Origin of the sequence: Pseudoalteromonas rubra, from assembly GCF_004212645.1 — a bacterium.
GTDB classification, from domain to species: Bacteria; Pseudomonadota; Gammaproteobacteria; order Enterobacterales; family Alteromonadaceae; genus Pseudoalteromonas; species Pseudoalteromonas rubra_G.
The window spans coordinates 105,012-128,871 of sequence record NZ_PPUZ01000023.1 but is presented as its reverse complement, the minus strand read 5'-3'; the positions used below and the strand labels follow the sequence as shown (position 1 = coordinate 128,871).

At 54.5% G+C, this 23,860-nt stretch carries 3 protein-coding genes (1 of these 3 running past the window's edge); all 3 read right to left on the bottom strand.

Annotated features, from left to right (window positions below; all coding sequences use genetic code 11):
• Tightly spaced (each overlapping or abutting the next), the 3 genes in view from C3B51_RS09145 to C3B51_RS09135 form a layout consistent with a single transcriptional unit that may run on beyond the window.
• On the bottom strand, window positions 1–7,332 hold the 5' portion of the coding sequence (locus C3B51_RS09145) for a non-ribosomal peptide synthetase (protein ID WP_130244845.1). It extends 2,676 nt beyond the left edge of the window; the window shows 7,332 of its 10,008 coding nt (coding positions 1–7,332); it begins with the start codon at window positions 7,330–7,332; its stop codon lies off the left edge, out of view.
• The gene (locus C3B51_RS09140) at window positions 7,332–10,856 is read right to left on the bottom strand and encodes a non-ribosomal peptide synthetase (protein ID WP_130244844.1); all 3,525 of its coding nucleotides are present in this window, start codon (window positions 10,854–10,856) and stop codon (window positions 7,332–7,334) included. Before C3B51_RS09140 ends, C3B51_RS09145 begins: the two co-directional genes overlap by 1 nt.
• Window positions 10,856–23,860: a non-ribosomal peptide synthetase gene (locus C3B51_RS09135; protein WP_165389131.1), complete on the bottom strand. Its 13,005-nt coding sequence runs from the start codon at window positions 23,858–23,860 to the stop codon at window positions 10,856–10,858. Before C3B51_RS09135 ends, C3B51_RS09140 begins: the two co-directional genes overlap by 1 nt.

Sequence of the window (23,860 nt, the reverse complement as noted above, 5' to 3'; positions counted from 1 at the left end):
AAGCTGCGTTTCCAGTGCTTTGGCGCCACCATGCTGATTGTTTAGCCACTCGCGCTGCCAGAGTGCATAGTCGGCATACTGGATTGCCAAAGGTGGCAACGCAGCCACAGTGCCCGAAGCAGCCGCTTCATAGAGCGCCATAAACTCATTGGACATCAGCTCCACCGACCAGCCATCCGAGGCGATATGGTGCATATTGAACGCCAGCACACCGCGCTGGGCCTCGCCCTGTTCGGCATAATTGAGCAGAATATACTGAGCACGCAGCATCAGGTCGCTATCCAGCTTGAATGGCGTCAGCGCATCTTCGCTCAGCAACTGGTTCAAACGAATGGTTTTGCCATGTTCGCTCAGCTCGCTTAAGTCGTGCAACGTCAGCGTCAGCTGCGCCTCTTTACGGATCAGCTGAACCGGCTCGGCATCCTGCTCCAGATAAACCGTGCGCAAGACTTCGTGACGCGCAACCAGGCTGTTTAACGCAGCCTGGGCCGCATCCAGGTCTAAGGTGCCTTCCACATCAAAGGCCACCGGCATGTTGTACTCGGCACTGCTGCCATTAAGTTTGTCGATAAACCATAAGCGTTGCTGGGCAAATGACAGCGGCAGGTGCGCATTGTCTTCACGCGGCTGCGCCACGATTGGTGGCTGCACCACAACATCAGTTTGCTGTGCAACACGCTCGGCCTGCTGTGCAATTGTTGTTGCGGCAAAAATATCCTTAACACTGAGCTCGCATTGCAGCTGAGTTCGGATCCCAGCCAGCAGTTTCATCAGTAGCAGTGAGTGTCCGCCCAGTTCGAAAAAGTTAGCCTCCACGCTTATCTGACCGGGCTCCAGCTTGAGTAAATCAGCCCAGATCCCAACCAGGGTATATTCATTGTCGTTGCGCGGCGCAACGTACATTTTCTCGCCCAGTCCGGCATCGGGCGCTGGCAGCGCACGTCTGTCGACTTTCCCATTGGCTGTCAGTGGCCACTGAGTCACAGTAACAATAGCGCCCGGTAACATGTAAGCCGGTAACAGCTCACCAAGCGCGGCTTTTAGTTCACTCAGCCATTGCTCATCGGTGTTGGTTTCAGCACTTTTCACGTAAGCAACCAGTTGCAACGTGTCATCCGCCAGAGGCATAGCCTGCACCAAAGCAGAGTCAACCATGGCCAGCTCAGTAATGCGATTTTCCACTTCGCCCAGCTCAATGCGGTGACCACGAATTTTAACCTGATCGTCCTGACGACCCAGATAATGTAGCTCGCCATTTTCGTCATAACGGGCCAAATCGCCCGCACGATATAAACGCTCCCCAAGCCAGGGATAGCGTTCCTGGTCGAACGGATTGTCAATAAATCGCTCGGCACTGAGTGCTTCGCGGTTAAGATAGCCCAGGGCCAGACCTGCACCACCGACATAAATTTCACCCGCACACCCATGAGGCACCAGCTTCAATGCATCATCGAGCAACACAATGTGCTGATCGCGCAGCGGTCTGCCAATGTTGATCGGCGCATTGGGTTCTAACCGTTTATAGGTCACATGCACTGTGGTTTCTGTGATCCCATACATGTTAATGAGCTCAGTTGGCTGCTGTGCAAAGTGCGTCCACCACTGGCTGACATGACTTGGTGTAAGCCCTTCACCACCAAATACGATACTGCGCAACGAGGGCAGCGCCTCCCCTGCCGTCACCAGATAGTCGGTCAGCTGTTTAAAGGCGCTTGGTGTCTGGTTGAGAATAGTAAGTTTATGGCGCTGACACAAAGCCACAAACAACTGGCTGTCTTTAACTTCATCCAGACTGGGCATCAGCAGCTTGCCACCAAACAGCAAAGCACCCCAGATCTCCCAGACACTGAAATCGAAGGCGAAGGAGTGGAACACACACCAACTGTCATTTTCACTAAAGTTAAAGTCGGGCTGAGTCACATCAAACAGGCGACCCACATTGCGGTGCGTTTGCAACACCCCTTTGGGTTTACCCGTAGAGCCCGAGGTGTAAATCACATAGGCCAGATTGTCCGATGTCAGCCCTGCCTGCTGCACGTTATCCGTGCTGAACTCCGTCAAAGCCAGCTGATTCAGGTCGATAATAGGCGTGTCCTGAAGTGCCAAAGCATCAGCCACCTGATCTTCGCTCAGCACCAGCGCCACACCCGCGTCCTGACAGATAAAGTCGAGACGCTCCTGCGGATAGTTTGGATCAAGCGGCACATACGCACCACCGGCTTTAAGAATAGCCAGTATGCCCACAATCATGTTGACCCCGCGACCCACGCACAGTCCTACCAGCGTATCCGGGCGGATATCGTGTACGTCAACCAGATAGTGTGCAAGGGCATTGGCCCGTGCGTTCAGTTGGCGATAAGTCAGCGACTCTTGCTGATACACCAGTGCAGTGCGCTCGCCAAATTTGGCCACCTGACGCTCAAATCGCGCCTGAATGCAGCTTGTTGTGTCTGTGTCAACGGCATGTGCTACATTCGCGCGCAGCAGCGCATCTTGTTGCGCCTCGCTCAGCACACTGAGTTTTGCCACCGGAGTGTCAGACTCGTCATGCAACGCACGCAATAACTGTTCAATGGCGCACGTCACATACTCGCCTATTGCGTTGATGTCGACTGAGCGGTCAACTTGCAGATTGAACGAGAAATCCCTTCCCCAGTCATCCACACATAAATTAAACGGATAGTTAGTACGCTCTTTAGCAGCGATGGCCTGTGCGCCCCCCTGCGCTGGCGCTTCTGCCAGGCGGGAATGACGATAATTGAAAATGGCGCTGAATAATGGCGCTTGTGTACCAACACCACTGCATGCCTGCGCTTCGGTCAGCGACGCCTGTTCATACGGCATCAAACCGAGCAGGGCCTGGTCGACCTGCTGCAATAGAGTATCCGCCGCTTCATCGGCCAAATTAACACGCAGTGGCAGGGTGTTGATCATCATCCCCATCATCTGCTCTATGCCCTGCTGGCCACTCATGCGGCCCGACAACACAGTACCAAATACCACATCCCGGCTCTGACTACAGGCCGATACCACCATGGCCCAGGCCAGATGGAAAAATGCCGCCGGACTTATACCGCGTTGCTGCATCTGGGTGCGGATCTGCGAAGATTGTTGCTGACTCAGCTCAACATGCAACTCGTTGCAGTGCAGCTCGTCGGCCTGGGTGCTGTCCAGCCCAAACGGATGACACGGCGTGTCGATATCACCCAGCTGTTCGGTAAAGTACTTGCGACTATCCAGGTGCGCCACATTGTGCAGCGTCTGGGCAATAAACTGTCGGTAAGGTATGGCATCAGGTAGCTGTGAAAAGGCTTGCTCATCCATCGCCAGCTCAGCCATGATCATTTCAACGGAGATATGGTCGAGCAGGATATGATGCTCCTTGAGCACCCCGCAGTATTTATTCGTTTTTGGATCATGGGCCAGTTCCAGCTGAACCAGCGGCGCCAACTCCAGATCCATACGATGTATGCCCTCGGCAACATAGGCATCGAGCTTTGCCCGGGCGTCCGTCTGGCCAGAAAACGACAGCCAGGTTGGCAGCAGCTCACAGTGGCGCAGCACCACCTGTAAAGGGGCTTGACACTCTCGCCAGGCAACCTGCGTGCGCAGCACGTCGTAGCGTGCAATGATCTGATTAAAGCGCGCAACAAAACTGTCTATGTGGGCTTCACTGTCAAATTCCAGCGTGATGGTGGTGACGTAAGGGTCGGATTTTTCCGTCGCACTGTGGACCAGGAATATGCTTTCCTGCAAAGGGGCCAGCGGATAAATGTCCGCAATATTAGCCGCCCCACCCGGAACACGCTCGCTTAACGAATCAAGCTCGCTCTGAGTCACCGAGGCCAGCGTCACCATATCCGGGGTGAGCCGCGCACAGTGTGCCGGGATGCCATTTTGCGGTAGCTCAGGCTCGATCTGCTGGGTGGCGGCTGTGATGGTTTTGGCCATTTCACCCAGCACCCGGGCGTTAAACAACGCCTGTACCGAGGTGCTCAGGCCTTGCTTTTTCAATCGGCTGACCAGCTCCATCACCATCAGGGAATGGCCACCCAGCTCGAAGAAGTTGGCCGCCATGCTGACTTCGCCAGGTTCAAGATTTAACAGCTCGGCACACAGCGCTGCCAGCGCCTGCTCCTGCTCGGTAACCGGGGCGAGATACTCCACTTCATAGTCCAGACTTTGCGGTACCGGCAGTGCTTTACGATCAATTTTACCATTTGGCGTTTGCGGCCATTCGTTAAGTACCACGAAATTCGATGGCACCATATAATCGGCCAGCGACTCGCTCAGCTGATTTTGCACCGAGGCTACCAGCGCCTGTTGCGTCTCATCCGTCAACTCGCTGCTGGGCTTAACATAAGCCACCAGTCGCTGATTGCCTTTGTCATCACTCAGTGCCATCACCAGCGCAGAATCGACCTGTTGATGCTCGCCAATGTGATATTCAATTTCACCCAGCTCAATACGTTGACCCCGGATCTTAACCTGATGGTCCAGACGACCTATGTATTCGATGTTGCCGTCTTCACGAAAACGCACCAGATCGCCGGTTTTATACAGGCGTTTGCTGGGGCTTTGCGGATAAAACGGGTTGTCGATAAAGCGCTCGGCCGTCAACTTGGGGCGATTGTGATAGCCACGCGCAAGACCTTCGCCGCCAATGTGCAACTCACCGCAGGCGCCCTGAGGCAACAAGTTAAGCGCATCGTCCAGTATGTATAACTGAATATTCTGGATAGGTTTACCAATGGGGATGCTGCTGCCATGGGGCATCGCGCAATCCCAGTAACTGACGTCGATGGCCGCTTCCGTCGGACCGTAGAGATTATGCAGCTGAGCGTTGGGTAACAGTGCCTTAAACTGCTCAACATGACTGATTTGCAGGGCTTCACCACTACAGAATACCTGCTCAATTGAACTGCATGTGGCCAGGTCGCCATGTTCCAGCATCACGCCCAGCATAGAAGGCACAAAGTGCAGTTTGGTCACACCGGTTGCGACTATCAACTCATTGAGATAAGCCGGGTCTTTGTGTCCGCCCGGCTTGGCAATCACCAGCTCGGCCCCTTTAAGCATGGGCCAGACAAATTCCCATACCGACACATCAAAGCTGTAAGGCGTTTTTTGTAAGATTTTATCCTGCGGCTTACACCCGTATTCGTTATCCATCCAGTCGATGCGGTTATGCAGCGCCTGGTGTTCCAGTAATACGCCTTTGGGTTGACCCGTCGAGCCCGAGGTATAAATAGTGTAGGCCAGATGCTGTGCCGTCAGGCCAATGTCGCTAACCACAATATTCGAGCCCGGATAGGCGTCGAAGTCGAAGCTGTCCAGTGCAATGACCGCCGCATCGCCCAGCGATACCTGTTCAATGATCCCCTGTGTGCTCAACACCACCTGGGCGCTGGCATCTTCAACTAAGTAGTTCAGACGACCTGATGGCAGTTCCGGGTCCAGTGGCACATACGCGCCGCCAGCCTTGAGAATACCCCAGATCCCAATCACCATTTCAAATGAGCGCTCGGTGCATAAGCCAACCAGCGCGTCCGGGCCAATCGCATGCTCAGTGCGCAGATAATGGGCCAGCTGATTCGCCTTAGTGTTGAGCGTGTCATAGCTCATGGTGCGCCCGTCAAAGCGCAGCGCGATGGCATCTGGCGTGGCTTTGGCTTGCTGCTCAAACAGTTCGTGCACGCAACGCTCGCGCGGGTAATCCAGCGCCGTGTCGTTCCAGTCAACCAGTTGCTGCTGACGCTCAGTCTCAGACAGCAGTATTAAAGTATCGGGCTTGGCCGATAAATCAGCTGGCTGCAACGCAGCCAGTTGTGACAGTACAGTATTTAAGTGAGCAGCAATCGCAGTGACACGTTGTGCACGATACAAGGCGGTATCGTAAGTGATCTCTATCGCTACGCCCTGCTCGTTCACTGCCACTTCAATTTCTAAATCAAACTTAGTGGTCACACTACTGGCAGAGCGCTGCGCGATTTGTAAACCATCCAGCGCCAGTTGCTGATCTCTGACACCATAATCAGAATTGGTGGTCAGCATGATCTGAAACAGCGGCGCATGGGCGCCGCTGCGGGGAACCTTGAGCTTTTCGACCAGCTGCTCAAACGGCACATCCTGATTGGCCTGAGCGCCCAGGTGTACGGATTTTACATGGGCAAAATAGTCGCTAATGCTGGGCTGCTCGGTATTAACGCGCAGCACCAGGGTATTGGCGAAATAGCCAATCAGGCCTTCTAATTCTGCATGCCCCCGATTGGCGATGGGCGTGCCAATCACAATATCACAGCTGTTGCTGTGGCGTGATAACACGTAGGCCAGCGCGCTGTGGATCAGCATAAAGGGCGTTAGCTGATGCTGGCGGGCTAAGTTTTGCAGCGCCAGTGCTTCATCGGCCCCCAGCTCTCTGCGTACCAGTGCACCATGCAGCTGTTTGGTCGCTGGGCGCTCAAAGTCGGGAGTGATCCCGTGGACAGCCGGCGCATCCGCCAACGTCTGTTGCCAGTAGATGAGCTGCTCGGCAAGCGCTTCTTTGGTCAGGTGCTCGCGCTGCCAGTGCGCGTAATCCGCATATTGCAGTGGCAATGGTGCCCAGCTGGTAACCTGTCCGGTGACTCTGGCCTGATAGGCCTGCACAAACTCGCGGGTCAAAATTTCCATCGACCAGCCATCGGACACTATATGGTGCATATTCAGTAGCAATACACCCTGCTGCGTGCCATCACTGTGTTTGTGCGTGCACAGATAGGTCACTCTGAACAGCACATCTTTTGTTAAATCAAATGGTGTCAGGGTATCGTGCTCTATCTGTGCAGCCACTTCTGCTGCCAGGTCGTCGCTATCACACAAATCAATTTGGTGGATATTAAGCGCCACATCATCGCGGATAATCTGCCTGGGTCCATCCTCAGAATCATAGTAACCGGAGCGCAAAATCGTATGGCGCATCATTATGTCGTTGAATGCATCTTCTACGGCCGCCAAATCCACGCGGCCCTGCACATCCAGTGCAAGAGGGATATTGTACTCGGCCGATGGCCCTCGTAGCTGTTCTAAAAACCATAAGCGCTGCTGTGAGAAAGACAACACACTTTGCGTTAACCCCAGAGCGGGGATCGCACCCCCGGATTGGGTTAACGCATTTGGTTTTACTGCCTGCTGGCTTAACAGCTCAATAAGCTGAGTTTTGTTTTCCTTGAGTGCGCTTCTCAGCTCATCAGTCATACTGCCTTTTGCTGCTTTAAACTTGAGTTTGCCCTGCTCGACATACAGGTGAACGCCCTGTGATATCGCTAACCCGAAAGCCTGATGTACATTCATTAAATCTCACCATCCTCAACTAAATCCTGATCGCAGATACTGTCTGCCGCCTGTGCATTGAGCTGTTGCATTCGCAGCAGGTCGATGTGCTGGGCCAGCTGGGCCAGTGACTGCGCCGTAAAAATGTCCTGCATGTCTATCTGTTGTAGCTGTAATTCCGGGTCAGATGTGATTGCTCTGACCAACTTACTGACCAGCAGAGAGTGGCCACCCAGCGCAAAGAAATTGGCTGAGGTGCTTATTTCACTCTCCGGCAAGTGCAGCAGTTGCGCCCAGATGGCAACCAGACGTTGCTCGCTGGGTGTTGCAGGCGCAATATATTCCCCTTCAACGGCGGCCAGGTCCGGCTCTGGCAGCGCCCGTTTGTCTATCTTGCCGTTGCTGGTCAGTGGCCATTGGGATACCGGCACAAACATCCCCGGCACCATGTAGTCCGGTAGTTTGTCGGCCAGCTCCGTCTTGATCCGCTGGACAGCCGCCTTATCATCATTAATATTTTCATGGCCAGAGGCACTATTTTTGGCATGTTTGTTGTTCAACTGCACATAGGCCACTAAGTGTTTGGCACCCGTTGCACTGCTCGCAACAGTCACCACGGCCGCATCCACATCAGGGCACTCGCTCAGCAAGCCTTCAATTTCACTGATCTCAATCCTGAAACCGCGGATCTTCACCTGCTGGTCGATCCGACCCAGGTATTCCAGCTCGCCATCAGGTAGATAACGAACCAGGTCCCCCGTTTTATACAAAGTTTCGGTTACACATTTATTGTGGCCATCGAAATAAGGATTCGGGATAAATCGCTCTGCGGTTTGCTCAGGCAGCTGGTGATAGCCGCGCGCCAGTCCCACACCACTGATGTACAGCTCACCCACCACGCCCGGCGATAGCAAGGCCTGGTTGCTGTCGAGCACAAAGGCACTGGTGTTTTTCAGCGGCTTACCTATGGTGACTTTCTGACCGGGACGTAACTCTGCCCAGGTGGCGCAGATAGAGATCTCGGTCGGGCCGTAGGCATTGACCATGCGATACGCGCCGCCCCACTGTTCAACCACTTCCTGATCGCAGGCCTCACCGCCCACAGCCAGCGCTTTCAGTGCTAAGTCATCACGAAACTCCATCATGGCCAGGAACGCCGGTGGCAAGAGCACATGGGTAATGGCTTCACTGTGCAGCAGCTGACCTATACTCTCCGGAGACAAACGCTGAACGCTGTCAGCAATTACCAGAGTGGCGCCGCTCAGCAGTGCCATCACATATTCCCAGGTGCCGGCATCAAAGCTCATAGAGGCGAAGTGCAAGACCTTGCTTTGCTCATCGACTTTCAGATAGTGGCGGTGGTTAAATGCAATATTCACAATCCCTTTGTGTTCAAGCAGCACGCCCTTTGGCTTGCCGGTTGAACCTGAGGTATAAATGGCATAGGCCAGGTTTGACGACGTCAGCCCCCTTACCAGCTCGCTTGGGTTGTGGGTGGGGTAATCGACAAAGGTCTGTACCACTTGCTCATTACCCAGGCCATCAATGCAGACGCTGTGATAATCGGTTAAGTCAAGCTGCTCAATAATAAAGTGGGTTGAAAGGATAATTTTAACGCCGGAGTTTTCCATCATGTAGGTCACACGCTGGCGCGGATAGGCCGGATCTAACGGCACATAGGCTGCACCGGCTTTGAGGATGGCCAGAGTACCTATGATCATTTCCAGCGAGCGCTCAACACATAAGCCGATAAAGGTATCCGGCGTCACCTGATATTCACGAGTCAGGAAGTGGGCCAGCTGATTGGCACGCTCATTCAGTTCGCGATAGGTCAGCTGTTTGTTACCGAACTTAACGGCAAGCTGATCCGGGGTTTGCAGCGCCTGCTCTTCGAACACTTCATGAATGCATTTATCGACCGGGTAATCCGCCGCATTGTTATTCAGACCGTCGATCAAATAGGATTCCAGCTTGTCACCCAGAATAGACAGTCGGTTTAATGGTAAGGTACGACGCGCCTGCGGCGACATATCCGCCAGCGCGATCAAAGCGTTATTAAAGTGCTCACTCAGCTGCTCAACAAATTCAGCGTCGAACAGGGCCACATCATAGTTCCAGGTGGTCTCAATCTGGTTGTCGCTGATATTCAACGCAATTTCCAGATCGAATTTAATTGCCGGATGACTGCCTTGCAGCGGTGACAGGCTCACGTCTGGCAGTGCCATCAGGGCCGACTCGTCGTTACCATCGGTAAACTTATCATTGGTGGTCAGCATGACTTGCACCAGAGGCGTATATGATGAGGTGCGCGGCAAGTTCAGTGCATCAATGAGCTGCTCGAACGGCACATCCTGATTGACCTGGGCGTTCATATGCACCTGGCGAACATGAGCCAAGTACTCAGTCAAGGTGCTGTGACAAGTATTAAGGCGCAGCGCCAGGGTATTAACAAAACAGCCAATGAGCGGGCTCAGCGCCTCATCGGCGCGGTTTGCCACCGGCGTACCAATGACAATATCTGACTGGTTACTATGACGGCTAAGTACCACACCCAGCACGGCATGCATGAGCATAAATGGGCTCAGCTGGGCCTGTCTGGCCACCGCGCCCAATTGCTGTGCCACAAATGCAGGCAAAGTGGCCGTAACATGTGCCCCCTGGGTTTGTTTGACTTCTGGCCGATGATGCTGGGTTGGCAGGCTGTGTGTTAGTGGCGCATCTTCCAGTGTCTGCTGCCAGAATGCCAGCTGTTTCTCAAACTCGCCGCCCTGCATTTTGTCTCTTTGCCAGACGGCAAAGTCGGCATATTGCAGTGCCAACTCAGGTAACGGGTTAGCCTGCTCAGCTGAATAGGCCCGATACAAGGTCACAAACTCATTGATCAGCACGTCCATCGACCAGCCATCAGAAGCAATGTGGTGCAGTGTCAGTAACAACACGCCACGCTGATCATGACCCGTGCCCAAAAGCTTGAGGTACTGTCCGCGGATTGACAGCTGCTGGGTCAGATCAAATGGGCGTTGTGCTTCTTCAAGCAGGCACTGAGACAACTGCGCCTGCTGCTGTTCACCCTGACTGTCACTGAGGTCGACAAAGCCCAGCGAAAAGTCGTACTCAGGCAGAACATGCTGGCGCACTTCATCATCCTGTTCGCGATAGACAGTACGTAAAATCTGATGGCGCGACACTATAGTGCTAAGCACCTTTTCAACCAAAGTCAGCTCCAGCGCACCTTCCACATTCAGCGCCACCGGCATGTTGTACTGACTCTGACCGAATTGCATTTGCTCAAGCAGCCAGAAGCGCTGCTGAGTATAAGAAAGCACACAGCCATCCGGATAGTGTCCGGGTTGCGGCCCCTGCGCATTGCCGGACGCCCCTGCTGCATGCGACAGAAATGCAATGATCTCTGCCTTGTTTGCGATGATGTCCTGCTTGAGTGCGGCCGGAAATTCGGCCACCGTCAGGTCAAAATGTAACGCGCCCTCTTTGGCATACAGATAGACGCCCTGATCTGCTGCCGACTTAACTAATTGTGCAATCATTATAGTGTTCCACTCATCATTACCGATTCATTGGCTTTTTTGTCTTCGAGATATTTTTGTGCCAGCTTGCTCTCAATTACCTGCGAAAGGACCGCTAATTCTGCAGCGTCGAAAATTTCCCGTAATGTCAGCTCGATTTCGAACTGGGTTTTAATTGCCCCCGCCAGCTTGATCAGATACAGCGAATGGCCGCCCAGCTCGAAGAAATTCGCACTGGTACTGATCTGCTCGCTGTTGAGGTCGAGTAGTTCCGCCCAAATTGCCACCAGGGCATGCTCTGTCTCACTTTGCGGTGCAATGTATTCCTGACCTGCCAACATACCTTGTGGTGCTGGCAGGGCTTTTTTATCTATTTTTCCGTTTGGCGTCAGCGGCCATTCCTCTATCAGCACAAACTGACCCGGGATCATATGTGCCGGTAAATCGCCTTCCAGTGCGTTTTTCACATCAACCAACCAGGCTTGTTGGCGTGTCTCATCGTTTGTCTCACACGTGAGACAAGGTTGCAGATACGCCACCAGATAGTGGCCTCCATCACTGTGTTCGCGCGCCATAACCAAAGACGTGACGACATCCGGATGCGCATTGAGGCGATGTTCTATTTCACCCAGCTCAATCCTGAAACCCCGGATCTTGACCTGATCGTCTATCCGGCCAATAAACTCAAGACGACCATCTTCGCGGTAACGCACCAAATCGCCGGTACGATACAAACGCTTGCTGTTATTGACCCCCGTCGCTTCATAGTAAGGGTTATCAATAAACCGCTCCGCCGTCAGCTCAGGACGATTTAAATACCCTCGCGCGACACCGGCACCACCCAGATAGAGCTCACCCACACTGCCGGTCGGTAACAATTCCTGAGCACTTCCCAGCACATACGCCTGACTATTCGCAATCACCCGGCCAATATCCGGCACCTGGTTCAATGCGGTAGTAAAACGAGCCGCCGTAGAGTAAGTGGTGTCTTCCGACGGACCATAGAGGTTACATACGGCAACCCCCGGACAGGCCTCTAAAATCTGATTCACCTGTTGCGCGGTCAGAGGCTCACCCGCGAGGTTAATCACTTTAACCCCTGACGGCACCGCCCCGACTTCCAGCAGGGCCTTCATCGCCGACGGCACGGTGTTGATCATGCTGATATCCAGCTGCTGCTCGGCCAGTGCCATGGCATTTTGCACAATCACACTTTGATAGCCAAAGCACAGCGGCAAGAACAGCTCATAAATCGACAAGTCAAAGTTCAATGACGTCGAGGCGAGCACTTTGTCCAGCTCGACATCGCTGTAGGCTTGTTTCGCCCACTGCAACATAGCCACGGTATTGCCATGCTCAATCATCACGCCTTTTGGTTTACCGGTCGACCCCGACGTGTAGATAAGATAAGCCAGGCTCTGAGCACACACGCCCGTTTCTGCTCGCGTTAAATTGTGTGCAGGATAAGCCGAAATTATGTCGTGATTATGAGACTCTGGTGCGTCCAGTAAAACGACGTTAGCATATCCCAGCGATACCTTATCTGCAACATTCTGTTGACTTAATACAACATTTAGACCGGCGTCTTCAATCAGATAGGCCAGGCGCGATTGCGGGTAGTTAGGGTCCAGTGGTACATAAGCCCCACCGGCTTTGAGGATACCCCAAATGCCTATCACCATTTCCAGTGAACGCTCTACACATAAACCCACTAACGAATCCGGTCCGATATTGTGCTCGGCGCGCAGATAATGGGCCAGCTGATTGGCTCTGCTATTGAGTTCACCATAGCTCAGCGTCTGCTCACCAAAGCGCAGCGCAATCTGCTCCGGCGTGGCCGCGGCCTGTTGCTCAAACAACTCGTGAATACACAGCTCGCGTGGGTAATCCAGCTCCGTGTCATTCCAGCTATGCAGCTGTTGCGTACGCTCCGCTTCGTCCAGCACACACAAACTCTGCACCGCAGTGCTGCTCTGGCTGTCCAGTAAGTCCAGCACCTGAGTCAGGGTCACTTGCAGATACTGGGCAATGCGCGCAGCCGGGGCACGTTTGTCTACCTGAAGTTCAAAACCAAAGCCATCGCCGAAGTCATCTACCGAGAGGTTAAACGGATAGTTGGTGCGCTCTTCACTGGCAATCACCTTGAATCCGGCATCCTGTTCCAATTGAGACTCCTCTGTTGCCGAGTGGCGGTAGTTCAGCATCGCGCTGAACAGGGGCAGCTGCCTACTCACACCGCTGCAACGCTGCGCCTCGGCCAGCGACACCTGCTCGTAGGGCATCAGTGCACGCAGGTCGTCATTGATTTGTGCCAGCAGATTCATCGCATCTTGCTCACTCAGCGACACCCGCAGCGGCAGGGTGTTGATCATCATGCCCATCAGCTGGCTGCTCAGGCCATCGTCGCTCATGCGGCCCGATAACACAGTACCGAACACCACCTCGGACTGACCGCTACACACTCCCAGCACTTTGGCCCACACCAGGTGGAACAGCGCCGCCGGGCTGCTGTGATACTGGCGGGTCAGGCGGCGAATGCGCTGCGCCTGTGCGTCATCCAGCGTGACATGCACGGTTTCAATGCCCGAGCCGTCATTGAGTACATCCGTCAGGCCATAAGGCAGAGTGGGTTCGCTGACATCCCCAAGCATTTCACCGAAGAAGGTTTCGGTATCCAGACTCGCGGTGCGTGCCAGAGTGCGGCCAACAAACTCCCGGTATGGCACCGGCTCACCCAGACTGGCTTCATTGCAGTTCAGCAGCGCCGTTAATTCATGGACCAGAATCTCCAGTGACACATGATCTGAGATCAGATGATGCTCACACAACAGCGCATAGTACTTACCCTGTGCGGCGTCTTCACACACGCTCAGTTGTAAGAGCGGCGCGTTTTCCAACTCAATCCACAGCGGCTGCTCGGCGACATGGGCACTGAACGCGGCCCAGACATCGCTTGCCTCGCTGAAGTCCAGCTCAGTCACGGGCAGCTCCACCTCGCGCTGTACCACCTGTAGTGCAGTAGTGCGATTGCGCCACAGGATGGCGGTGCGCAGCACATCGTGACGGGCAACCAGCGTATTCAGTGCCCATTTAAAGCGCTCAAGGGACTCGCGGCTGTCGAACTCAAAGGTGGTGCTTGTGACGTATGGGTCCTGCCCTTCACTCATGGTGTGTACAAACAACACCCCTTCCTGCAGCGGTGCCAGCGGGTAGATGTCCTGAATATTGGCCATGCCTCCCGGGACGGTTGCCGCAATATCAGCAAGCTGTTGTTCATCCAGCTCAGTGAGCGTAACCATCTCCGGGGTGATTTTGCTGCAGTCCGCCGGAATTAAATTGGCGGGCACACAACTTAGTTCCTCATTCCCAAGTGCCCGAACCTGGCGTGCCATGTCCTGTAGCGTGTGTGCCCTGAACAGGGCCTGCACATCAGCCTGATACTGACGTGCCCGCAGCTGGCTGACCAGCTGCATAATCAGTAGTGAGTGGCCGCCCAGCGCAAAGAAATTAGCGTGGACACCCACCTTATCGACCTCAAGCGATAACAGGGAAGCGACAATCTCAACCATCATTTTTTCGGCGTCGGTTTGCGGTGCCTGATAAGGCTGCTCCACCGTTTTAGCCGGGAGGGCCAGTAGTGCGCGCTTGTCCAGCTTGCCGTTGGCGGTCAGCGGCCACTGGCTGACAAAGCTGTAAGCCGACGGCACCATGTAATCCGGCAGGTTGCCGCTCAGGTGTTGCTGCAGTGCATCAATCAGGCTGCTGTCTTGCTCACTTTGAATGAAAGCGCGCAGCACCTTGCCGCCTCCGTTCGTACCATCAAGAGTACCGGCTTCGGCCAGCACCACCGCCGACTCCACCCCAGAGTGGCTCATCAGCTGAGCTTCTATCTCACCCAGCTCGACCCGGAAGCCACGGATCTTGACCTGATCGTCGCTGCGTCCGACAAACTCGATTTCGCCATCTGCGCCCATACGCACCAGGTCGCCGGTTTTGTATAAACGGGCGCTCAGCGCTGGATTGGCCGGGTCAAAATAAGGGTTATCAATAAATCGCTCGGCGGTGAGTTCGCTTTGGTGCAGATAGCCACTGGCCAGACACTGACCACTGACATACAGCTCACCGACCACGCCCGGCGGGCATAAGGTCAGCTGCTCGCTGAGTACCAGAGTGGCGGTATTGACGTTGGCGCGGCCAATGGGCACCGCACGCGGGTCATCGTAGCCGCCGCTGATGGCATAGCCGGATGCCGTAACTGTGGTCTCGGTCGGACCATAGGTATTAAGCAGCACAAAGCCAGGTTTAAGGGCAGCCACCGATTGTTTATCCAGCGCTTCACCGCCGACAATCACCAGTCGCAGCGCCAGCGCTTCAAGCTCCGCCTCGCTCAGCGCCAGCATATGCCAGAACGCCGTGGGCAAGCTGGCCACGCTGATGGCATGACTGTCACAGAAGGCGATAAAGGCCTCGCGGCTCAGCGACACGTCTTCATCGCGCAGCACCAAAGTGGCGCCCTGAGTCAGCGTTGCCAGCCACTCTTCGACAAAAATATCGAAGTTCATGGTAGAGAACTGCAACACGTTGTCCGCTTCGGTGATTTCGTAGCGCTGCTCGCAGTTGGCGGCAAAGTTGATCAGGTTATGATGGCTAATCATTACGCCCTTGGGATTACCGGTTGAGCCCGAGGTGTACATCACATAGGCCAGGTTCTCGGGGCTCAAAACCACATCCGGGTTACTGATTGGATAACTTGCAAACTGGCTGGCATCATCCAGCAGCACTGGCGTGACGTCAAAATCGTTCAGGATCCCGGCAACTTTTTGCTGAGTCAGCACCACAGACAGGCCGGTGTCCTCGACCATATATGCCAGACGCTCCTGCGGATAATCCGGGTCCAGCGGTACATAAGCGCCACCGGCTTTGAGGATGGCCAGCACCGCCACCATCATTTCCAGCGAGCGGCCCACACACAGGCCAACCAAAGTATTCGGGCCCACCTGATGCTCGGCGCGTAAATAATGGGCCAGCTGGTTAGCACGCTCGTTGAGCAAGTGGTAAGTCAGGATGTCATCGTCATAGCTGACGGCAACGCGGCCCATCGTTTTCGCGACCTGCAGCTCAAACAGCTGATGTACCGAAGCGTGTGGTAAAGTCACAACCGGCCCTTGCTGTGCACTCAGTAACGCCTGGCGCTGCTTCGCAGAATAGGCTGTCCAATGAGCCGGTGATTCCTCGGAGTCGCGCATGGCGTGGTGTAATAAGTTGTCGATGGCAGTATTCATCAAGTCTGCCACCAGCGCCAACGGCACACGCGCATCCGCCTGGAAGTCGAGGGTGAAGGCATCACCAAAGTCATTCACCGACAGGTCCAGCGGATAGTTACTGCGCTCACGTACCGCGGCAATGTCGTACAGGCTGCTTTGTTGCTCATCGAGGTTTTCGGAGTGGCGGAAATTCAGCGTGGTGCTGAACAAAGGCGAGCTGGCATCCACCTGCGAATGACGCTGCGCCTCGGCCAGTGCCACCTGCTCGTAAGGGATCAACCCCTGTAGCTGCTCGTGCACCTGAGTCAACAAAGTTCTGGCATCCACATCCGCAAGCGTTACACGCACCGGCAAGGTATTGATCAGCATGCCCAACATGCGTTCTACACCTGCTTCACCACTCATACGCCCGGAGAGGACAGTACCAAACACCACATCCTGCATATTACAGCAGTGGCTTAGCACCTGTGCCCAGGCGGCATGGAACAGCACCGCCGGGCCCATTTGTAACTGCCGCGACAACTGACGAATACGCTCACCCAGCTCAGGTGCCAGCGCATAGCTAAGCTCCTGCGAATTCGACCCGTCGCCCAGCGTATCGGCCAGACCAAAAGGTAAAGTTGGCGTATCGACCTCCCCCAGACGCGCCGAGAAAAAGGCCGCGCTGTCGAGGGTTTTAGCAATGTGCTGTGATTTGGCAACGAACTCGCGATACGGCACCTGAGGTGGCAAGCTGGCCTGCTCGCCCGCCACACACATGGCCAGCTCTTCCAGGATCAGCTCGACGGAGACATGGTCGGTGATCAGGTGGTGATGCTTAAACAAAGCGTGCACTTTGCCACTGGCCTCGTCCCGAACAACCTGAATGCGTACCAGCGGAGCCTGCTCCACATCAATTTTATGATTGCCGTGTTCAACAAAGTCATTAAATGCGGCCAGTACATTTTGCTCAGCACCAAAGTCCAGCCACTCAACCAGACTGCCCACTTCGCGCTGTACCACCTGCACCGCCCGTTCACGGCCGCGCCAGAGGATCACGCTGCGCAAGATATCATGGCGTGCAACCACCTGCTCCAGCGCCGTAACGAAGCGCTCAAACTTGGTGTCATCCGCAAAGGTTAGTGCTGCAGAAATCACATAAGGGTCAAACTCTTGCTGCAAAGAATGGGCAAACAAAATGCCTTCCTGCAGGGGTGCCAGCGAATAGATATCCTGAATGTTCTGCACACCGCCGGGGATCTGCGCACAGACTGAATCAATCTCGCTTTGGCTCAGAGAGATCAAGGGCAGCATCTGTGGCGTAATAACCTTGGTATCAGCCGTTATCCCATTTGCGGGCACATGCCAGCTACTTTCTTCTTTCAGCTTAGTCACAGTGGAAGCCATCTCGGCCAGCGTCTGGGCCTTAAAAATAGCCGCCGCCTCTGCCGTAAACCCGGCCTGTTTAAGCCGGGCATGGATCTTCATCACCAGCAGTGAGTGTCCGCCCAGTTCAAAGAAGTTTGCGGTGCGGCTGATGTTGCTCGCTTCAATCCCGAGCAACTGCGACCAAATGTCGCTGAGCAGAATTTCCGTGTCCGTTTCGGGCGCTTCGTACTGGCCCTGCCCTGCGGCCATATCTGGTGCCGGCAGTGCACGTTTATCAATTTTGCCATTGGCATTGAGTGGCCATTGCGTCATTGCCACAAACGCACCGGGGACCATGTAAGCCGGCAAACTATCGCCCAGCGCCTCACTTAACCACTGACCGATTGTCTGGCCCTCAGGCACCTGAGTTGCAGGCTCCACATAGGCCACTATCATGGCATTATTGCTGAGGTCTTTGCGGGCAACGACCAATGCCTGCTCAACCTGCTCCAATGCATTGAGCGTGTGTTCGATTTCGCCTAACTCAACGCGAAAGCCGCGGATCTTGATCTGGTCGTCTACCCGACTAACGTACACAATCTGACCCTGCTCATCGTAGCGTACCAGGTCGCCGGAGCGGTATAAGCGCTGAGGCTGTCCGTCACGCCCGGCAAAGGGATTATCAATAAAACGCTCAGCACTGAGCTCAGCCAGGTTGAGATACCCGAGCGCCAGTCCGTCACCACCAAGGTAAAGCTCGCCCACAGCGCCCACCGGCAGCAGTTGTTGCTGTGCAGACAAGATATAACAGCGGTCGCCACAAATCCCGCGGCCAATCGGCAACACGCCACGGGCGATATCGTCGCTGTTCACCGCATACCAGGTTGAGAAAGTGGTATTTTCTGTCGGCCCATAAACATGTATAAAGCGACAATTCGGATTACTGGCCAGGGCTTTTTCCCAGCTGTTCAGACGAGCGGCTTCACCACCAGACAACACACAACGCAGAGAAGCCTGCGTAACGCCGGTGCGGCTCCATTCATCAAACAGCCCGGTGGTCAGGAACATATCGGTGATCTGTTGCTCACCAATCACCTCATCCAGACGAGACACTGTTAAAAACTCATCCGGGAACAGCACACAACGACCGCCGTTCAGCAGCGGCCCCCAGATCTCTATGGTCGCAGCATCAAAGGCGATGTTGGCACATTGCAAAAACGCCGTGTCGCTTCCCAACTCAATAAAATCCGGGTTATCCACCAAACGCACCACCGCACGATGGGGTGTCATAACGCCCTTGGGGTTGCCGGTTGAGCCTGACGTATAAATCACATAGGCCAGAGACTCGGGCGATTGGGTATTGGCATACTGCGGATTGTTCGTGGCATACTGCGCAAAGCGTGCGCCATGGGTGTCCACGGCCAGTAATTCGGCATTGCTAAATGCCAGTCGTTCGATAAGCGCCTGCTCCGTCACTATCACCTGCGCACCGCTGTCTGCCAGCATATATTCAAGCCGGGACTGGGGGTAGTTGGGCTCCAGTGGCAAATAAGCACCACCGGCTTTCACAATGGCCAATGTCGCCACCACCATCTGAATGGAGCGGCCAATGCACAGGCCCACTAAGGTGCCATCAGTCACCTTATGTTGCTCACGTAAGTAATGGGCCAACTGGTTTGCCTGCGCGTTAAGCTCACCATAGCTGAGTGTTTGTTCATTGAGTTGCAGCGCAATGGCATCGGGCGTCTTTGCGGCCTGTGCTTCAAACACCTGTTGGATCTGTATGTCGTTGCGATACCAGGGCGCATTCCCCTGCCACTGCACCAGCTGTTGCTGCTGCGCCTGCTCAGGCAGCACGCTGTAAGCAACGGGTTGCTCCGGTGTGTCTGCTAATGCTGTCACCAGCTGCGTCAGCGCATTAGTGAGATAAGCGGCAACCTGCTGTACATCGACTTGCCGATCGATTTGATATTCCAGCGAGAAGCCTTGTCCCAGGTCGTTCACCGACAGGCCAAACGGATAGTTGGTGCGCTCTTTGGCGCTCAGCAAAGTCCAGGCAGCATTGTCCTGCTGCACTGCAGGCGTGTCATCCTTTGCCGCAGAATGGCGATAGTTCAGCATGGCGCTGAACAGGGTGGCACCGCTGGCAAGACCACTGTATTTTTGCGCTTCGGCCAGCGATACCTGCTCGTAAGGCAACAAGGCTTTAAGGCTCTGATCAACGCGCTTAAGCTGAGTCAGCAGCGGGGCATCATCCAATGAAACACGTAGCGGCAGGGTATTGATCATCATCCCCATCATGTTCTCAATGCCCGCCATGCCATTCATCCGACCCGACATCACACTGCCAAACACCACCTCCTGGGTGCCACAACAGGCCGCAATCACCTGCGCCCAGGCCAGGTGGAACAGGGCTGCCGGACTCAGTCTTTCGCGACGGGCCAGGGTGCGGATTGCGTCACTCAGCTCAGCCGGTAATGTGTCATGGTGATCAACGATAGTCTCACCACTGCCTGTCACCTCACTCAGGCCAAAAGGCAGCGTGGGGGTTTCTATATCGCCCAGTTGCGCCGAGAAGAAACCAGCAACATCCAGATTGCGGTTATGCTCCAGAGTATGGGCAATAAAAGCACGATAAGGCAAAGGCGCAGGCAACTTGCTGTCGGGGTCATCACATAGCTGTTGTAATTGAGAGACTAAAATATCCAGCGACACGTGATCGGTAGTCAGGTGGTGGAAGGTTAAAAGCGCATAGTGCTTGCCCTGCGCATCGGCCTCGGTGATTGCCAGCTTGATAAGTGGTGCAACTTCCAGGTCTAAGGTGTGCGGATGCGCCGCCACGTAGGCTTCAAACGCCGCTTTGATCGGCTCCTCGGTATCAAACACCAGATGCGATACGCTCAATTGTGCCTTGCGCAGGACCACCTGTACGGGGGTTTCGCGTTCGCGCCACATAACGGCGGTGCGCAGCACATCGTGGGTCGCAACCATCTGTTGCAGTGCCTGCTGAAAATTCGCCAGCTGCGTTGTCCCATTAAACTCAAACGCCGCCGTGGTGACATACGGATCAGCCTGGGTATTGAGGGTGTGCACGAATAGCACCCCTTCCTGAAGCGGTGCCAGCGGATAAATATCGGCAATATTGCCATGCTCGCCCGGTATTTTTGCCACTATTTCGTCAATGTCCTGCTGACTCAGTTCGACCAGGTTGAGCATCTCTGGCGTCACGCGTGCGCAATCCGCCGGGATACCATTAACAGGCATAATATAGGTTTGTGCTTGTTTGCCCTGTTTATCGAGCAGCTCGGCCATCTCCCGCAAAGAGGCCGTTGCAAATAAATCGTGTACCCGAGCCTGCCAGCCCAATGCCTGAAGCTGACTGGCCAGCTGCATCAGCAACAGTGAATGCCCCCCAAGCTGGAAGAAGTTGGCCGTTGCACTCACCTCTTCCACTTTCAGTAACTCAGACCACAACGCAGCCAATGTGATTTCAATCTCCGTTTGGGGCGCCAGATATTCCCCCTGCAACGCAATGGTTGTGCGGGCCAGCAGGGCTTTTTTATCAATTTTACCGTTCGGGGTCAGCGGCCACTGGGTCAGTAAGGTGAAATGGCCGGGCACCATATGTGCGGGCAGTGCCTGCTCCAGTTCGCGCTGTAAAGCAAAGACAAATTCAGCTTGCTCCGACTCGGCCACCGGGTGCTGCGGGATCACACAAGCCAGCAGCTGATTAGTGCCGCCCTGACGTTTTGCCAGCACCACGCAAGAGTGCACCGCCGACAGTGCGTTCAGGCCATGCTCAATTTCCCCCAGCTCAACCCGAAAACCCCGTACCTTGACCTGATCGTCGGCGCGGCCAACAAACTCCAGCTCGCCATTGGGCAGGTAACGGACCAAATCGCCACTGCGATACAGCCGGGTTCCGGTCTGTGGGTTTTGCAGATAAAAGGGATTAGCGACAAACTTCTCTTCGCTTAATTCAGGGCGATTGAGATACCCCTGCGCCAGCCCGGCACCACCAATGTATAACTCACCAATCGAGCCAACCGGCAGCATTTTCTGGTATTCATCCAGAACAAACAAAGACACATTATCGAGCGCCTTACCGATGCGGATGGCACTGCCAGGGTTCAGCTTACACACAGTCGCACAGACCGACGCTTCTGACGGTCCATAGGCATTGTAAAAACCATAGCGCGCCGACCATAAGTCGACTAGCTCCTGCTCACAGGCCTCACCGGCCACAATCAGGCATTGCAGCGCATAATCGTCGCGACATGCCATGGTGGCCAGAAATGCCGGTGGCAAGGTCACATGGGTGATCTGCTGCTGGACAAATAAATCGGCCACTTTAGCCGGTTCAAGACGCGCCTCATCACTACAGATCACTAAGGTGGCGCCGTTGAGCAGCGCCATGACCCAGTCCCAGGTGCCCGCATCAAAGCTGATTGAGGCGTAATGTAACACCCGGCTTTGCGCTGTGATGGCGAATCGGGCTTGCTGATTCTGCGCCAGATTGACGATACCTCTGTGAGTACACATCACCCCTTTGGGTTTACCCGTCGAGCCCGAGGTGTAGATCAGATAAGCCAGTTCGTCGCTGTGCTGGTGTATCTCTTTGCTGAGGTTGTGCGGGCTGCACTGATCCCATGCGCAAACCTGAGTGTCCAGCGAAATCACTTTGTCTGTGGCAAATGTCAGCGACGTACGGCTGCGCTCATTGGTGAGGATCACGCTCACCGCTGAGTCTGCCATCATATAAGCAAGACGCTCTGCCGGGTAGTTGGGGTCCAGTGGTACATACACGCCGCCCGCTTTCAAAGTGGCGAGTATCGCTATCATCATTTCAGCAGAGCGGTTAATACACACGCCCACATAGCTGCCCGGTGTCATCCCCTGGCTTACCAGATAGTGGGCCAGCTGATTGGCCCGCTCATTCAATGCCCGATAGCTCAGGGAGGTTTCTCCAAACACCAGGGCGCAGTGCTCTGGGAGCGCAGTAACTTGCTGCTCAAACACTTGCTGTATCGTTAACCGAGACGCATAGTCGACCTGGTTGCCATTCCAGTCGAACAGCTGCTGCTCGATTTCCTGCTCCGTTGCCAGCGTGTAATCACCAATCAGCATGGTGGGGTTGGCCACCACATCGGCAATCATGGTGGTCAGGCGACTGACATGGGCGTCAATTTCGTCTTCATTAAAGAAGTTGCGGTCAAAGTTAAACTCGACATGGACGTTATTAATATTATCATGGCTGCGCACGTAGATAGACAAAGGATAGGAGCCAAAGCCACTGTTCAGAACCACCTTGTGACTTTTCACTTCGCCAAACTGGGTATCCGAAGGGTGATCTTCTACAGACAACTGAATGTCGAACAGCTGGCCTTCGCCCTCATTCATCGGCCTGAGGTCGCGGATCATTTCATGCAGCGGGTATTTTTGATATTTGTAGCTGCGCTTAAGCTCGGCGGCCACCGCTTTGAAGGTATCGGCAAAGCTGTCGCTACGTGAAAAGGCAACCCCAACCGGGATCACCGAGGCCATCATGCCGATGGTTTGACGTAATTTGGCCGAGCTGCGGTTGTGCACCGGCATACCAATATGTACCAGCTCACGCTTGTCGTTCATCTGCGAAAAATACACCGCTATCAGGGTGGTGAAAAAGTGTGTGGCCGAGCAGCCATAGCGCGCAGCAACGGCCCCTATCTGATTGTACTGTTGCTGCGTAAATTCGTATTCACGACGGGCGAATGGCTGGTCATCAAACTGATTGGTTTTCTTCAGCAGCAGCGGATCCGGTAAGGTTTTAAACTTCTCCAGCCAAAAAGCCCGGTCCTTTTCAAACCGGCTACTCTGGCGGTAGGCCAGGTCTTTTTCAATAAATTCGCTGTACGACGGGCGTTCAGGAACGTCTTTAACAAAGCGCCCCTGAGCATCCATTGCCAGATAGGTTTCGCTGAGGTATTCCAGGAACAAACTACCGGCAATACCATCCACTATCAGGTGGTGGAACACCATACACATGGCACTTTCCTGCTCAGAGATTTTTAACCAGTGAATGCGCCATAAACAGGGGCCATAAATATCAAAGGGCGTAGACATCTGCTCCTGGCAGTAGTCTGACGCACGCTGATGCGCATCCGGGTAGTCACTTAAATCGATGCACTTCCAGTCCAGTTCTAAATCATCATTGATGATTTGCCATGGCTGAGTGCCTTCGAGTACCAGATTGATGCGGTAGGCATCGGTGTTTGCCACAACATGATCCAGTGCATGTTTAAAGCGGATCGGGTCCAGTGCCCCTGTTAATACAAACCGACCCCCAACGTTATACAGCGGGGACTCACTTTTGAATACTTGCTCCATCCAGACGGGTTGCTGGGATGATGTCAGGGGATAACGTCTATTATTCAT